Genomic DNA, 16,799 nt, shown 5'->3' with positions numbered 1-16,799 from the left:
CCTGTGTAGGAAATGGAAGTTTTTTTTGGTATTATGGAATTAATATGCAGAAGCAGCCAAGATAGATCTACGTTTGATGTCAGTATTTGTCCGGAAGCATGCATACGGGAATACTGATTTACATAGTTTAAGTTTTTTTGCTAGATTTGCTTTTCAAATTCAATCATGGGATGATCGAGGTGGATTCATGAAGAAGTTAGGGTTTGTAATGGTGTTGATAGTCTTCTTGCTGGCGTTTCCGAAGAGCGGCGAGGCCAGTTCTTCAAGTGCGACCATATTTCTTGACGGGGAACCATTGAATTTGTCTTCGGGCGTCCAGGTCGCCAACATGAAGGGCAATGTGATGATTCCGATACGCGTGGTATCCGAGAATCTCGGTTTCAAGGTGGGCTGGGAGAAGGCCAGCCAAACCGTAACGGTTGAAAACAGCGAGAAGACGGTCCGCATGGTGGTCGGCAGCCAGCAGGCCGAGCTGAACGGGGCCCAGGTCGATCTGAATTTGGCGCCTGTCTTGAATGGGCCTACCACGCTTGTGCCCCTCCGTTTTGTAAGCGAGCAGATGGGGCTTGACGTGAAATGGGACAACCAATCGAAGGCGGTGTACCTTTCAAGCGCCGCGCTGCCTACAACCGGAGCCGAGATTGATCCAGGTGAAGGAACCAATCCGGGCAGTCAGACGCCTCCGCCTGCGGAATCTGGAAATAAGGGTTCATTGACGGGGCTCAGCTTTAGCGATAACCGTCTCATGATTGCAACGGAAGGCGCTGTGACGCCGAAAGTGTTCAGCATGACGGGGCCTGACCGGATTGTTATCGATCTTCCGGACACCGTCTACTCTGCTTCATTCCTAAGCGGACATGCCGTGAACGCGCAGAACGGCGGCAGTATGGAAGCTGCGGATTATTCCGACGTTACGAATATTCGATATGCCGTGTTCAGCGACAACCCGCCAACCGTGCGTATCGTATTGGATTTGACTGGACCTAAGAATTTTGCGGTGACCCAGGAATCGGGCATCATCATCGTTGATCTGAACGCAGAGGGCGAAATTCTCGTACCGCCGGTGCCGCCGGTTACCGGGAATGGCAAGAAAACGGTTGTCATTGATCCCGGTCACGGTGGTATCAAGCCGGGGTCGATCAGCCTTACGGGAAAAACGGAGAAATCATTTAATTTGGATATTTCCCTTAAGGTTGAAGCACTGCTCAAAAAAGAAAAGAATATCAATGTAGTGATGACTCGCAGCGACGATTCACATCTTGAGCTCAGCGATCGCGTGAAAATCGCAAATAATTTAAAAGCAGATATTTTCGTGTCTATTCATGGAAACAGCAACGCGTCCAGCAGTCCCAGCGGTACGGAAACGTATTATACGAGAGATTCCAGCAAGTCATTGGCGGATGTGATCCATAAACATCTTGCAAAAGCGACAGGTCTCAAAGATCGTGGAGTTAAATACGGTAGCCTTCATGTTACGAGGGAAACGACGATGCCGGCTGTCCTGCTCGAGATTGGCTTTTTGAGCAACAAGGGTGACGAAGCCCAGTTGTTTAAAGACGATTTCCAAAATCGTGTTGCACAAGGTATTGTAGAGGGTATTAAAGAATATCTTAAAGTACAATAATGTGTACAAGATTTGATGTAACTTAGAGGGGGACACAAGCCATGAACAAAAAATATTGGATGACCGGATTGCTGGCGCTTCTGCTTGCATTTAGTGCCGGCTGCGGACAGAAGCCGACTGCGGCCCCCGCCGAGACGGGCCCGGATACTGAAGCTGGACAAGTACAGACGCCGCAGGACGAACCGGGCGATGACAAGGCGGCGGATGATCAGAAGCAGGGCGAAGCCGAAGCAACTACCGTGAACGCGAGCGAAGGAACAAGCACGCCGCCGGAGAAAACATCCGCTGGAAGTACGGGTACGCCAGTCGATACGAAGGACGTGAACGCTGCGGAGGATCAAGCGAAGAAAGCGAATATTAAACTCTATTATACGGACCCGGAGATCATGGATTTGAAAGAAGCCAGCAAAGAGATCACGTACTCGGGCGAAGAGGATAAATATAAGAAAGCCTTTGAAGGTCTTCAAAAGAGCGGAGATGCCGAATTGAATCCATTATGGTCGGATAAAATCACGCTGAAATCACTTAAGTTCGACAACGGAGCATTGACGCTGGATATCACCAAGCCGGCAGAGGCGAATCTTGGAGCTGGAGGGGAAATGTTTGCGATTGATGCCTTGCAAAAAACGTTCTTCCAGTTCGATGAAGTGAAGTCCTTGGAATTGCTTGTAGACGGTAATCAGATTGAGAGTTTAATGGGGCATGTTGAGCTGGAGCATCCTATGACTCGAAAATAGAACAAAGGAACTAATTCTGAATTTCATATGAAGGACTAAACACCTATTTCGCTTGTCGAAATAGGTGTTTTTTTGGTAAATAGGGAACAATTTCGCAACTTTCAGTGAGTCTAAGCGTCTATAGGTTGTCAGGTAATGTCGGACAGGCCGAGTGCAGAAACGCCAATCTATGGCAAAATAATAGGATGGTAGGGGTGAAGGATGAAGAAGTTCGGTTTTTTAATGTTTCTCGTTGTCATCATGATTGCGTTTCCTAAAATGGCGGATGCGAGTTCGTACAGCGCAAGGATTTACCTGGATGGTCAACAAATCAATCTGTCATCTGGCGTGAAGGTGGAGAACAACAACGGTACCGTCATGGTCCCGATCCGCGTCATTTCCGAAAATCTCGGTTTTAACGTGAATTGGAACAAGGCAGCGAAGACGGTAACGGTTGAAGACGCCTGGCAAAAAGTGACGATGGTGATTGGAAGTCAGTATGCCGACATAAACGGCCAGCGTGTTCTAATGACGAAGGCGCCTGTTCTTCGAGGCGGAACGACCCTCGTTCCGATTCGCTTTGTAAGTGAGCAAATGGGCCTTCAAGTAAGATGGGATAACACGCAGAAAGCAGTCTATCTTACCTCGTCTTACGATGGCAGTAACCCTGGCGAAGAACCCGGCGTCGCTACGTCGACCGTGGACGGCCTCAGCTTCAGCGAAAACAGGCTGATGGTCGCCGTTACGGGCAATGCGAAGCCAAAGGTATCGAAGCTCAGCAGTCCGGACCGCATCGTCATTGATATGGCGAACACGAATTTCTCCGAGACGTTCAGCAGCAACGCCGATTTCGATGACGTGACGAAGAGCGGCCAGATGACGGTGTCGGGTTACCCGGACGTCAAAGCCGTCCGTTACTCCCTGTATAACAGCAACCCGATGACCGTGCGGATCGTCATTGATCTGAACTATGCCAAGAACTACACCGTATCAGGCCTTGAGAACGGATCGGGCCTGTTCATTGTGGATCTCAACACGACCTCTAACCCTGCGCCGGAACCCGGTACGGGCGGAAAGAAACTCGTGGTCATTGATGCGGGACATGGAGATCATGATCCGGGAGCGATCGGGGTAACGAAGAAGAGGGAGAAGGATTTCAACCTCGCGATGGCGCTGAAAGTTGAGAAGTTGTTGGCCAAAGAAAAGAATATCGAAGTCGTTTTGACTCGCAGTAACGATACTTTCCTCGAGCTGAAGGATCGCGCGAAGATTGCGAATGATCTGAAGGCTGATGTTTTCATATCGATACATGCTAATAGCGGCCCATCCACTGCAAGCGGAACCGAAACGTATTATTACAATGAATCTGACAAAGCGCTGGCGAATGCCCTTCATAAAGAAATCGTGAAGGCCATGGGTTTAAAAGACCGCGGAGTGAGATACGGCAACTTCCATGTTATTCGCGAGACCAAGATGCCTGGCGCCCTGCTGGAAGTCGGGTTCCTGAGCAACAAGACCGATGAGAGCAAGCTGTTTGATCCGGCAACGCAGGATCGGGTAGCCGAGGCAATTGTCAGAGGCATCAAAAATTATTTGAAGGTTGATTAACGATACGACAGTGATCGTGATTGCAGGAGGTGGCTATTTTGAATAGAAAAATTTGGGCAGTCGGACTTTTGGCAGCCGTTATGCTGATTGGTGCCGGTTGCGGACAGAAACCCGGAGCAGCACCGGACGATACGCCGGAGCAAGTGACACCTGCACCTGATGATCAGACAGGACAGAGCAATGGGGGAACATCGAACGGTTCGGGGGGCACGTCAACAGGGAACGGCGGCAATGAAGCGACAGCGCCGGAATCCAAAACGGAGAGCATTAAAGCTTACTATACGGACCCGGATTTGATGGAGCTGGTTGAAGGCTCGGCAGAGATCTCGTATAAGGAAGATCAGGAAAAATACGAAGCCGCATATCAAGCATTGCGAAAGAGCGATAAGGCCGACATGGTTCCCCTATGGGAGAAAATCGAGCTGAATTCGTTGAAATTCGAGAACGGCGCTCTGACGCTCGACGTGACGGTCCCTGACGAAGCCAACTTGGGTGCAGGCGGCGAGTCGTTTGCCGTCGATGCCATCAAGAAAACGTTCTTCCAGTTTGACGAAGTAAAATCACTTCAAATTCTGGTCGATGGTCAGCAGACCGAATCGTTGATGGGGCATGTCGATTTAGAAAATCCAATGACTCGGTAATGATGGTTGAAGGAGATCACGATCTGCTGTCGAATATTAGTATATGATGAAGCAGTAGTAATTGAGAGGGGAAAGAAAATGGTACTTAGACACAGCAAACATGTTCATTCCAAAAAAGTGGTCTCCGCCGTCATGGCCGGACTTATAGCATTCGGAGGCGGAGCTTCGATCGTCTCGGCAGATGAAGAAGCAGCAAATGCGACAACGGCAAATGCACCCCAAACGGCCATTAACGTATTCAGCGACGTGAATGCCGGTTATTGGGGAGAAAAGTACATTTATCAATTAGCAGCACAGGGGATCGTGACCGGGAATAACGGAAAGTTTCGTCCGAACGATCCTGTAACGCAGCAGGAAGCTGTGACGATGGCGATCCGGTTCTTAAGCATGCAGGATCAATTAAGCAGCGGCGCTGCGACATTACCGACAAATGTTAAAGTGAACGATTATTTTACGAAGTATGTTGAACTGGCTTTTCAGCAAAACCTGCTCGACAAGCAAAAAGAATCCGGATACACGGACGAGAAAGTCATCTGGGGCGCGCAGAAAGCATCCCGGGAATGGATAACCGAAGTGCTTGTCCGTTCCATTGGACGTACCGCGGAGGCCAATGCCGCCAAAAATAAAGCGACAGGCTTTGCGGACAACGCCAAGATATCCCCGGATCGTTTGGGATACGTTAATGTGGCGGTTGAGCTGGGCCTTGCCAAAGGCGTGAACGGAAACAAATTCGATCCGCAAGGGGCGGTTACCCGTGCCCAGCTTGCAACGTTCTTCAGCCGGGCTCAAGCGTACATTACCACGAATTACGAGAATCAGTACAAAGGCTCCATCGCTTCGATCGAGAACGGCAAGCTGGAGCTGTATGCCGACGGCAAGCTGAACTCATTCAAGCTGGATTCTTCCACGGCTTATTTTGCGTCCGATTCGGAGAAAAGATTGCAGTTTTCAGACATCAATCCATACACGCAAGCGGTGGTCGTCGCGAATAACGGAACCGCTGCTTACGTGGAAATTACGGATTCAACCCAGCAGGTGGAGCGGTTTGACCGCACCTATGCCCGTTTGTCTCCGAACAACGTGATTTGGCTTGATACAGGCAGTACATTTGAAGAGCTGAGTTACGAGCCAAGCACGGTTTTCCTGGACCAGAACGGTATCCAAATCGATCCGAAGACGCTTGCTGCAGGCAGCTTACTTACCATTGAGCGCGAAACCTACAGCCCGCAGAAAAAAATCGTGTCGATTCGCGTGAAGAGCGGCTTGGTGAACAAGACGGGAGCGGGCGTCGTCCAAAACGTGGACACGGCGAACAAAAGAGTAACCCTTAAGGACAGCACCGGTTATGAGGACACGTACACGTGGGCCGATGCTACCGTCATTCGCTATCAGAATCAAATTCTGTCACCGGCGGAGCTGAAGAATGGTTATGCCGTGAATTTCACGGTAAAAAACAGCATTCTTCAATCGGTGGAGGTCACGCAAAGCGTCGACCGCACGATACAGGCGATGCTGTATTCTGTTGAAGAGAACGGAAAAACCATCACGTATAAGCGCAGCGGAAGCACGCAGCTCGAAACGAAGTTTCTGGCAGAGAAGCCGGAAATTATTATGAGTGGCGTGGCGAAGCCCGTTTTGTCCGATTTGCTCGCTGACGCCGTATCCGGCGATCAAGTGACGCTGACCATCAATGGCGAGGAAAAAATCACGAAGATCGAAGTAACGGGCCGTCAAATGGAACAGCTGGATGCCGTCACCATCGTCAATTACGATGCGAAGACGCACTGGCTGACCGTCAAGGATGCTAACAATCAGCCTCGCGTCATCATCCTGGACGATAAGACGAAGCTGGAATCGAGCAACGGAACAACGCTGGATAAAGTGGAGCCGCTGCTCGGAGCAGGACGCAAGGTCAGCGTATCGCTCATTGGCACCCGTGCGCTTTCACTGGAAGTGGTTTATAAAGTTGAAGGTAAAATCAGCAGTATTAACACAGCCAAGAAAGTGATATCGATTGTGGCCGCCAACGGAAAAGTGGAGGAAATTCCATACAACAGCACGCTGCTTGTAGAAATCTTCGGCAAATCGAACGCTTCCCTGGCGGATGTGCGTGTCGGCGACGAGGTTTCGGCGCAGCTGTCGACCAACCAGGATTACTTGCAGAGCCTGAAACTCAAGACATCCGCGCAGTTCGAGGTCGTATTCACCGAACCGGCAAAAAACCGCATTCGAGTGAAAGCGAATGGCGCTACAAGCGATATTTACACGGACAAAGCAACATTGACCGGCGATAGCGGACAAGCGATCCTGCTTGCAGACCTGCGTCCCGGAACTCTCGTTAATATTACGCTTCAAGGCTTAACGGCTGTTTCGGTTGCCGAAGTCAAATTAACGCTTGGCGAAGTCACCAGCTTGGATGCTTCGGGCAATGTATTGACCGTGAAGGATCATTCGGGCAACAGCCAGACCCTAGGCGTAAGCGGCGGCGTCAAGGTCGTCAAGAATGGTTCGACGGCTTCAAACTTAAGCACGTTGACGCAGGGAGATCGCGTAGAGATTCGAAAAGACATTCAAGGCGTAACGATCATCCAAGTCCTGGAGAAAATCGAGCGTGCGTTCTGGCAGGCGAACAACACCGAAATTCAAGTGAAACGCAAATCGATTAACGATAATTACCGATTTACGTTATCCGATAAAGTATTTGTTCATCAAGGTGACACGACTTTGTCCGTGCAATCCCTTAAGGAAAATGATAATATTGTACTGTACTTAAACAACGGTGTCGTTGTTGAGATCGTAAAACAGTAAATTATCGACCTGGGATTGCTCGAGAAACACCGTCTTGATGCGGGGATTTCCGCATCAAGATTTTTTTTTGCGGGAGGGAAATCATATGAATGCGGCAACGGTGCGGCATATTTTGGACACGATGGAGAGCATGTTTCCGGATGCACATTGCGAACTGAATCACAGCAATGCGTTTGAGCTGACCATCGCCGTGCTGCTGTCCGCCCAGTGCACGGATGAAACGGTAAATAAAGTAACAAAGGATCTGTTTCAGAAATACAAAACGCCTTTGGATTACGTATCGGTACCGATCGAGGAGCTTGAGCAGGATATCAGACGGATCGGGTTATACCGGAACAAGGCCAAACATATTCAGAACTTGTGCAGGATTCTGATCGAACAGTATGGCGGGGAAGTACCGGAGGCTCATGACGAGCTGGTCAAATTGCCCGGGGTTGGACGCAAGACGGCCAATGTCGTCGTATCCAACGCCTTTGGCGTGCCTGCCATTGCGGTGGATACGCATGTGGAGCGGGTATCCAAACGGCTTGGACTGGCTGCTTGGAAAGATTCCGTGCTGGAAGTGGAGAAAAAGCTGATGAAGCGGGTGCCGCGTGAAGAATGGACGATGACGCATCATCGGATCATTTTTTTCGGAAGGTACCACTGTAAAGCTCAAAATCCGCAATGCCCGGTATGCCCGCTGCTGGATGTTTGCCGCGAAGGAAAGAAACGTATGAAAACCTTAGCAGTCAGGAAGAATAAGGAACAACCGTAACACCAGCTAGAAACAGACAAAAAAAAGAAACAGTTCATCTGATTCGGGGGAACACCGAACTTTGACAGCCGGCGAATGGGCATCATTGCAAGCAAGCCAGCGCGCTTGCCTTTGTCTCCGGATTTCTATTTCGGCCGCATGGGCGAATGGAAATCTGGAAACAACTGTGCCGAATAGAAATGCCGGATATTCGCAAGGTGAAAAAGGAATGCACCCCGGATCAGCAGGAGCTAAATTTAAAAGAGGATGGGATTACACATGAAATGCATCTCTGTTTACACCGACAATTTTGAATTGTTCTCGGATATTTTTGAACATGTGGTGGAGAGCCAGAACCAACTGAGCGAGAATGAAGAGCAGGAAGTGGAAGGCGTGACGTTCAGCCACTCCGGGGATGCTCCCGAGCATTATTTGGAGCGTATGTCTCAGAAGCCGGAAGTGGTCGTGATGCGCGATAAGTCTCGCGGTTTAACCATTTTGCAGCACGGAAACGTGTTCGAAATTTTGATTCCGGCAGAAGAGAACACCGTCGTATCTTAAGTTCTTCAAATTTGATGTTTTAAAAAATGAGATGTTGAACCCATGGCAGGCAAGGAAGCGATTCTTCCTTGGCCTGCCATTTTGCATAGAGCGGGACAAACGGCGGATCATGAAATGATTCCTTTACGGCGCAAGCGGTGATAAAATAAAATGATGTGAACAGATGGTGTCAGAGATGGAGAGATCAATGGACAGGAGCGAGAAATGACATTGAAGTTGATGACTGATGAAATCGGATACAGCATGACGGAACTAAATAGAGTCCGGGACCGTTTTTTGGACTGGAATGACGAGTCTTCCTCCGCATTGACCGAGGATTTGATACGCAAGGGTACTGGCGGCGAGCTCACGCTTGCCTTCTGCGGTCATTTTTCAGCTGGGAAGTCAAGCATGATCAATGCGCTTTGCGGCAAAAAGGTGCTGCCCTCGGGTCCGGTGCCGACGAGTGCCAATGTGGTCACGATTCGAAGCGGCGAGCCCCAGGCATTGATTCACCGGACTGTCGCGGACCATGGGGAGCCTATCAAGGTAACGATCGACGAACTTGCGGAATACTGCAAGGAGGGCCGGGAGTATTCCGCGATTGAAGTGTGGGATGACGTGCCGCTGCTTGGCGCGGACGGAGTATTGATGGATACCCCCGGCGTCGACTCGACCGACGACGGGCATCGGCTAGCGACCCATTCCGCTTTGCATATGGCGGATATCGTGTTTTACGTCATGGATTACAATCATGTGCAGTCGGAGAGTAATCTGATGTTTGCCAAGAGCCTGTCGGATTGGGGGAAGCCGCTATATTTGATCGTGAATCAGATCGACAAGCATCGTGATGACGAGCTGACGCTGTCCTCTTACCTGAACGACGTCAAGAAGGCGTTCGCCCAGTGGAAGATCACGTACAAAGGGTTGTTATGCACCTCGCTTAAAGTGCAGGACCATCCCTATAACCAATGGGAGACGCTGAAGTCTTTGATCGGCGAACTGATATCCCGGAAGGAGCCGCTGCTGCGCCATAGCGTTTCCTGCTCCGTTCGTCATGCTGCGGATCAGCATGTGGAAGCCTATACCCGCAGTCATCAGGAGGAGAAGGAACGGCTGCTGGAGGAAATGGGCGGCGAGGAGGCCGCAGCGGCGCTGCAAGCGCGCTTGCAGGAGCTGGAAGAACAAAAAAGAACCGTAGCGGGGCTGCCGGAATCGGTTCGCGCAGAACTCCGCAAGGAAGCCGATAAGCTGCTGGCCAATGCCAATCTAACGCCGGCGGATGTTCGGGATTTAAGCCTGTCTTTCCTGGAGAGCCGGAAATCCGGCTTTAAGGTCGGGTTCCTCTTCTCGGGCGGCAAGACGGAGGAAGAGCGCCGTCGCCGTCTGGAGGCCTTCCATCATCGTTTGGAGGAACAGACCTCTTCGCAGGTCGACTGGCATCTGCGTTCGCTGTTCCGCAATAGCGTCGAGCAGCATGCGGAATGGAATGCCGAATGGGAACGTTTGATGGACGCCGAACTTCCGGGCGTGCGGGAGGATATGATTACGCGAACCGTGAATCCGGAAGCCACGGTGTCGGGCGAATATGTATTGAACTATAACCGGGAGCTGGCCGAGGAAATCAAGGGCAGCTACCGCATGGCCGTGTTGGTGCTTGCCGACCGGCTGAAGGCGGCATTGACGGACGCTGCGGCCGTCCGTCTGCAGGAGCTGGAGCGCCAGGGCGCCGAGCTCCTGGCGCAATCCGCGGCTTCCGCCAGCTACGCAGCCCTGCAGCAGGCGGAAGCCGCCCGCGCGGCCGAGCTGGCCGAGCTGCTCCCGCCGCGCACCTCCCTCACCCCCGGCCTCCTGCCGGAGGTGAGGGAGCCGGAGGGGCAGCCCGCGCATGCGGCTGCCCAGGGCGGCGCCCCGGCGGCGCAGCCGGGGCAAGGGCGCACGGCGCCCCGGGCCGCCGCTGCGCAGGCGGCACCGCAGCGGCGCCAGCGGCTTGAGGCCGCGGCAGCCGAGCTGCGCGCAGCGGCGGCGCTGCTGGCGCCGCACCCCGCGCTGGCGTCGGCCGCGCGGGATCTGACCGCCCGCGCGGATGCGCTTGCGGGCGGCTCGTTCACCCTGGCGCTGTTCGGAGCGTTCAGCGCCGGAAAGTCCTCCTTCGCCAATGCACTGCTTGGCGAGTCGGTCCTGCCGGTATCGCCGCATCCGACAACGGCGGCGGTGAACCGCATATTGGCACCGGCCGAAGGAAGATCACATGGTACCGCAGACGTGCGTATGAAGAGCCGCGATATGTGGTGGGACGATTTGAAGTATTCCTTCGGCGTGCTGGGTCTCCAAGAACCGAATCCGGCCAATTGGCGGAGCGTGGCTGAAGGTTTGAATCCGGCCGGAATTCACCCGGCAGGCCTGCCGCATTACGGGTTCCTAAAGGCCGCCGCCTCCGGCTGGGATGAGATGGAGTCCAGGCTCGGCACCACGGAAACGGTAGAATTGGCCGAATATCGGGGATACGTGGCGGACGAAACCAAATCCTGCTTTGTCGACGGGATCGATCTGTATTACAGCTGTCCGATGACGGAGCAAGGGATCGTGCTGGTGGATACGCCGGGAGCGGATTCCCTGCATGCCCGGCACACCGGCGTCACCTTCAACTATATTAAGAATGCGGATGCGATTGTTTACGTAACGTATTACAACCATGCGTTCTCCAAAGCGGACCGGCAATTCCTGTCCCAGCTGGGCCGGGTCAAAGACAGCTTTGCCTTGGATAAAATGTTCTTTATCGTCAATGCGGCTGATCTAGCTCAGTCCGAAGACGAGCTGAATGAGGTGGTAAAGCATGTGCGCACCAATCTTACAGCCAGCGGCGTAGGCAGCCCGCATATCTTCCCCGTCTCCAGTCTGGCTGCGCTGGACAATAAGCGGCAAGGGGACGAGGAGAAATTGCAGGCATCGGGATTCCCTGTTTTCGAAGAAGCACTGGGCCGATTTGCGGTGGAAGAGCTGCCAAGGCTGTCCCAGCGTGCCGGTTATGATGAGATCGCTTCTGTGAGGGACCGTATCCGGGGGTGGGCAGAAATGGCCGCTCAGGATGAGACCACGCGCAAGCGGAAAATCGGGGAGCTGGAAGAGGTGCAAAACCAAGCCATGGCCCGCCTTAACGCTTTGGCGGAGCAGGAAATGGCACGCGACATCGGTCAAGAAAGCAGCGAGCTGCTGTTTCACGTGCGGCAGCGGCTGGATTATGCCATGAACCGTTTCTTCCAGGAGTCGTTTAATCCTTCCGTGCTTCGGGAGGATGCAGGGCATTTGAAATCGGCATTTGCGGCTTGCGGACGTGATTTGATGCGAACGATGTCCGTAGAGCTGGATCAGGAACTATGGGCCACCACGCTTCGTTTGGAGACGGCCGGCCGCAAATTAACCGAAGCCGCGGCATTTAAGGCCGCAGCCGATATCAACGGCATGGCCGAGGGCCTGTCACTGGCCATACGCCGGGATCCGGACTGGGCACCGCCGGAGCTGGACGAAACGGAGCTGCAAATCCAAGGGGATTGGTTAACCTTCTGGTCGACCTTTAAGAATCCCAAGCATTTCTTTGAGGGCGGCGGAAGTTCCAAGCTGCGCGAAGCGGCTGAGCCGAAAGTGAAGGAAGCCGTGGCGGGTGTGGTCGGCCTGCGGGAAGAGCAGCTGACGGACCACTATGTTCGAATGAGTGAACGTTCACTGCAGCATCATGTATCCGCATTGGAGGAACAGCTGAAGGAATCCATGGCTGCCATACTGGGTTCGCTGCAGGACGGCCAGTCTCCGTTGATGTGGCGTCAGCTGGCGGATGATTTGGAAGCCATGATAAAGTCAGCGCAGTAAAGACGGAACATTCCCGTCTAGCATGAAGCAAGAGTTGCAATAGAATAGCAGCATGGTGCGAACTTCTGGTAAGGTCCGTTCCCTTTTACCGGATGAATGAACGCCAACCACATGTTGAACCTTCGAAAGACGTCCCATATGCCATCCGTGGCGGGGCGTCTTTCGTCCTATTATTATCGATGGACCGCTCTCCTGATGAAAGCGGCATAGGACGATATGGCATATTTTTATCCGCTGCAGCGAACGTGAATAGGATGAAACCAGCTTAGGATATTACCCTTTTTCAAGCATGTTCAAAAAAGTCGAAAATAGCGGATAAAGCCTAACGGTTGAAGGGACTGACAATGTGATTATATCCCCTAGTAATGATGAGAATTCCCGATGATTTCATCATGAAACAATGATAAGTTATACTATTTGCCCCCTTTAGGTCCTTTTGGCTCATTTATGACGTTTTTCTCTCTTTGCCGTGGGTTCGGGTCGATGATAAACTTCATAAATGCTACATAACCTGAACGTAAAAAATCCAAAGGAGGATAAACATGAATGTTCTCAGGCAACTGCAGGGCTTCTTTTGGGAGAAACGAAGTTATCTTTTTCTTTCCATTCTGTGTCTGGCGATTGCAACCGCTTTAGGTCTTGTCTATCCGCAGCTGTTAAAAGTGCTGATTGACGATGCAATCAAGCTGGAGAATTACGGCATCGTACCGCAGCTGGCACTCACCGTGCTGGGCGTGGTCATCCTTAAAGCTTTCATGCAGTTTTTGCATGGATTCTTTGGAGGGAGGCTGGGGAATTACCTGGCTTACTCGTTGCGAAACGCCTGCTATGAAAAGTTGCAATTTCTATCGTTCCGCTATTACGACACGGCTCGGACAGGGGATTTGATGTCGCGGCTGACGGGGGATTTGGAAGCAATCCGGATGTTTATCGGCTTCGGTTTTGCCCAACTCCTCAACCTCGTACTGATGGTGACTTTCGGTTCCATCATGATGTTCACCATCAGCTGGAAATTGACGCTGGTTACTTTGGTAGCGATGCCATTTCTGGTGTTCGCAGCTCTGAAATTCGAGTCCAAGATCCATCCGGCGTTCCAGGAGATGCGCCTGGCGCTCAGCTCGCTGACTACCGCGGTGCAGGAGAATATTACGGGTGTTCGTACCGTTAAATCCTTTGCTCGCGAGCCTCACGAAGTGGAGAAATTCTCCGAACGGAATGAGCGTTACAAAACCAATCAGATATTCGCCTCTTCCCTGTGGGCCCGTTATTTCCCGATGATGGAGCTCTTTGCGAATGTCAGCGTCGTCATTTTGCTTGCCGTCGGGGGCGCCATGGTTATCCAAGGTTCCATGACGGTAGGGGAGCTGGCAGCATTCTTCACCTTAATTTGGTACATAATCGGACCTCTTTGGGGGATCGGGTTCCACATTAACAACTATACGCAGTCGAAGGCTTCGGGTGAACGGGTGCTGGAGCTGTTGAATCAGCCCATTGATGTCGAAGACCGTGAGCGTGCGGTAGATTTGGTGCCAAGCCAGGTGAAGGGTCATGTCGTGTTCGACAATGTCACCTTTGCTTACGGCAACAAGATGGCTGCTGTCAAAGATATCAATCTGGATGCTCGTCCCGGCTCCGTGATCGGTTTGCTGGGGGGAACAGGTTCAGGGAAGTCAACCATTATCCAGCTCTTGATGCATGCCTATAACGTGAATCAGGGCAGCATCAAGTTAGACGGCGTGAACATCAACGATATTAAGGTCCGGAGTCTGCGCAGCCAGATTGCAACGGTCTTCCAAGAGACTTTCCTGTTCTCGTCCAGCATCCGCAACAATATTTCTTACGGGATGAAGGACGTCAGCATGGATGAAATCATTCGGGTAGCCAAGCTGGCCAAGGCACATGATTTCATTATGGAAATGAAGGATGGCTACGATACCATTGTCGGTGAACGGGGGATGGGTCTTTCCGGCGGACAGAAGCAGCGGATCGCGATTGCCCGTGCCCTTCTGAAGGACCCGAAAATCCTGATCCTGGATGATGCCACCAGCGCAGTGGACATGGAAACAGAGCATGAAATCCAATCCGGTTTCCAGGAAGTCATGAACGGCAGAACGACCTTTATTATCGCTCACCGTATTTCTTCCTTGCGTCATGCGGATGAAATTCTCGTTCTGGATGAAGGTAGAGTCGTGCAGCGCGGCAAGCATAACGATTTGATTGCGGTGCCGGGACCTTACCAGGATGTGTACAAAATACAATATGCGGACCTGATTGCAAAGCAAGCTCAAGCAGGAGGTACGCCAGGGCAGGTGCAAGCATGAACGCCAACGTAAATACTGAACCGCATCAGAAACAAAAGATTCCGAGGCCGCGGAAGCCTTCGGAAGAAACCAATGAACGTTTTGTATACAAGGACGACGATGCGATCGAGAAGCCGTTTAACTGGACGCAGCTGACGCGTCTGATCTCGTATATGAAACCATATGCCAAACAGATTCTCCCGTTGATCGGCCTCATGATGATTATCGGCACGATTACGAAGCTTGCCATTCCATTCCTGACGAGTTTGGCTATCGACCAGGCCATTGACCCGAAGGAAGGAAATCCGAGCCTGACCCTGCTGTATCAGATTACGATCGCCGTTCTGGCGATGTATATCATTCAATGGGTTGCCGGGATATTCCGGATCAAGTTTACGAATATCATTGGTCAGCGGGTTATCTATGACCTTCGAGCAGATTTGTTCCAGCATATACAGCGCCTATCCTTTAATTTCTTTGACAAGCGTCCGGCGGGATCCGTGCTGGTTCGCGTTACGAACGATGTCAACTCCCTGCAGGATTTGTTTACGAACGGGGTTGTCAATCTGATCATCGACTGCGTGCAGCTTGTCGGTATCGTAGTCATCCTGCTATTAATTAACTGGAAGCTTGGTCTAGCTGTTATCGTTACCGTTCCGATCATGTTCTTTATCTCTACGAAACTCCGTGTGCGCATCCGGCGTGCATGGCAGGAGGTACGGATCCGGAACTCGCGGATTAACTCCCACTTGAACGAATCCATTCAGGGAATCCGCGTTACCCAAGCTTATACGCAAGAAGAAGAAAATATGAAATTTTTTGATAACATGAACCTGGACAGCAAAAAGTCCTGGGATAGGGCGTCGGCCATGAACCAAGGGTTTGGGCCTCTTATCGAGATTACCGGGGGGTTCGGTTCCCTGATCTTGTTCTGGCTTGGTGCCGTATTGATTCAGCAAGGCGAGCTCACGATCGGTCTGTTGATTGCCTTTACCCAATATGTCGGGAACTTCTGGGAGCCGATCAATCGGCTTGGCCAAATGTATAACCAGCTGCTTGTCGCGATGGCATCGTCCGAACGTATCTTTGAATTCATAGACGAGAAGCCGAGCATCGATGATCAGCCTGGCGCGAAGAAATTGCCGACCATTAAAGGGGACATCAAGCTGGAGAATGTGGTGTTTGAATACGAAAAAGGACGCCAGGCTCTAAAAGGCATCAATTTGGACGTGAAGGCAGGCCAGTCGATTGCGTTGGTCGGTCATACCGGATCAGGCAAAAGTACCATCATTAATTTGCTCAGCCGCTTTTATGATATTACGGACGGTAAGTTAACCATCGACGGGTACGATATTCAATCGGTGACGGTAGAAAGCCTCAGGAATCAGATCGGCATCGTGCTGCAGGATACCTTTATATTCTCGGGTACGATTCGGGATAATATCCGCTTTGGCCGTCTGGATGCGACCAATGAGGAGATTGAAGACGTGGCCAAGGCTGTGGGCGCCCATGAGTTTATAGTCCAGATGCCGGGCGGCTACGATACCGAGGTCGAGGAACGCGGTAACATGCTGTCCATGGGGCAGCGGCAGCTGCTATCCTTTGCGAGGGCGCTCCTTGCCGACCCGCGGATTTTGATTCTGGATGAGGCAACGGCAAGTATCGATACCGAGACGGAATTAAAAATCCAGAGTGCCCTTAAAGTGCTGCTTCAGGGACGTACCTCCTTCATCGTGGCGCACCGTTTATCAACGATCCGCCATGCCGATCATATCGTTGTGCTGGATCACGGGAAGATCATCGAAGAAGGAAATCACGACCAGCTTATGCAGAAGCAGGGGACATATCATGGGCTGATTGAAACACAATACCGATTTTTGTAAAAACGGCTTAACAAAGGTTTAACAAAACGGACACAAATGTAAAAAAAATGTCGCTTGATACTTGCAATCTTCTTCA

General features: G+C 51.7%; 10 protein-coding genes. All 10 read left to right on the top strand.

Features of this window, described 5'->3' with window-relative positions:
* Window positions 1–187 precede the first annotated feature (187 nt).
* The 10 genes from AC3RCL_RS18995 to AC3RCL_RS18950 all read left to right on the top strand — a co-directional run bounded on the left by AC3RCL_RS18995 (window position 188) and on the right by AC3RCL_RS18950 (window position 16,723).
* On the top strand, window positions 188–1,624 hold the full coding sequence (locus tag AC3RCL_RS18995) for an N-acetylmuramoyl-L-alanine amidase family protein (protein ID WP_452519515.1): 1,437 nt from the start codon (window positions 188–190) through the stop codon (window positions 1,622–1,624).
* Window positions 1,625–1,665: 41 nt separating this feature from the next.
* Entirely contained in the window at window positions 1,666–2,361 is a 696-nt protein-coding gene (locus AC3RCL_RS18990) for a GerMN domain-containing protein (RefSeq protein WP_096773316.1), read from the top strand.
* Window positions 2,362–2,562: 201 nt separating this feature from the next.
* Complete coding sequence (locus AC3RCL_RS18985) at window positions 2,563–3,948, top strand: N-acetylmuramoyl-L-alanine amidase family protein (protein ID WP_096773317.1); 1,386 nt, start codon at window positions 2,563–2,565, stop codon at window positions 3,946–3,948.
* 38 nt (window positions 3,949–3,986) lie between these two features.
* Window positions 3,987–4,589, top strand: a complete 603-nt coding sequence (locus tag AC3RCL_RS18980) for a GerMN domain-containing protein (RefSeq protein WP_452519512.1) — start codon at window positions 3,987–3,989, stop codon at window positions 4,587–4,589.
* 78 nt (window positions 4,590–4,667) lie between these two features.
* On the top strand, window positions 4,668–7,397 hold the full coding sequence (locus AC3RCL_RS18975; protein WP_492531357.1) for an S-layer homology domain-containing protein: 2,730 nt from the start codon (window positions 4,668–4,670) through the stop codon (window positions 7,395–7,397).
* 85 nt (window positions 7,398–7,482) lie between these two features.
* Window positions 7,483–8,154 carry an endonuclease III gene (nth, locus tag AC3RCL_RS18970; protein ID WP_009595169.1) on the top strand — a complete coding sequence of 224 codons (672 nt, stop codon included), beginning with the start codon at window positions 7,483–7,485 and terminating at the stop codon, window positions 8,152–8,154.
* A gap of 258 nt (window positions 8,155–8,412) precedes the next feature.
* A complete protein-coding gene (locus AC3RCL_RS18965; protein ID WP_015734596.1) occupies window positions 8,413–8,694 on the top strand; it encodes a hypothetical protein in 282 nt (93 codons plus the stop codon).
* A gap of 204 nt (window positions 8,695–8,898) precedes the next feature.
* The gene (locus tag AC3RCL_RS18960) at window positions 8,899–12,540 is read left to right on the top strand and encodes a dynamin family protein (RefSeq protein ID WP_492531354.1); all 3,642 of its coding nucleotides are present in this window, start codon (window positions 8,899–8,901) and stop codon (window positions 12,538–12,540) included.
* Window positions 12,541–13,082: 542 nt separating this feature from the next.
* The gene (locus AC3RCL_RS18955) at window positions 13,083–14,861 is read left to right on the top strand and encodes an ABC transporter ATP-binding protein (protein ID WP_015734598.1); all 1,779 of its coding nucleotides are present in this window, start codon (window positions 13,083–13,085) and stop codon (window positions 14,859–14,861) included.
* Entirely contained in the window at window positions 14,858–16,723 is a 1,866-nt protein-coding gene (locus AC3RCL_RS18950) for an ABC transporter ATP-binding protein (protein WP_492531352.1), read from the top strand. Before AC3RCL_RS18955 ends, AC3RCL_RS18950 begins: the two co-directional genes overlap by 4 nt.
* Window positions 16,724–16,799 lie beyond the last annotated feature (76 nt).

This window comes from Paenibacillus sp. MT86, from assembly GCF_058792535.1.
This window is presented reverse-complemented; position numbering and strand designations above follow the sequence as displayed.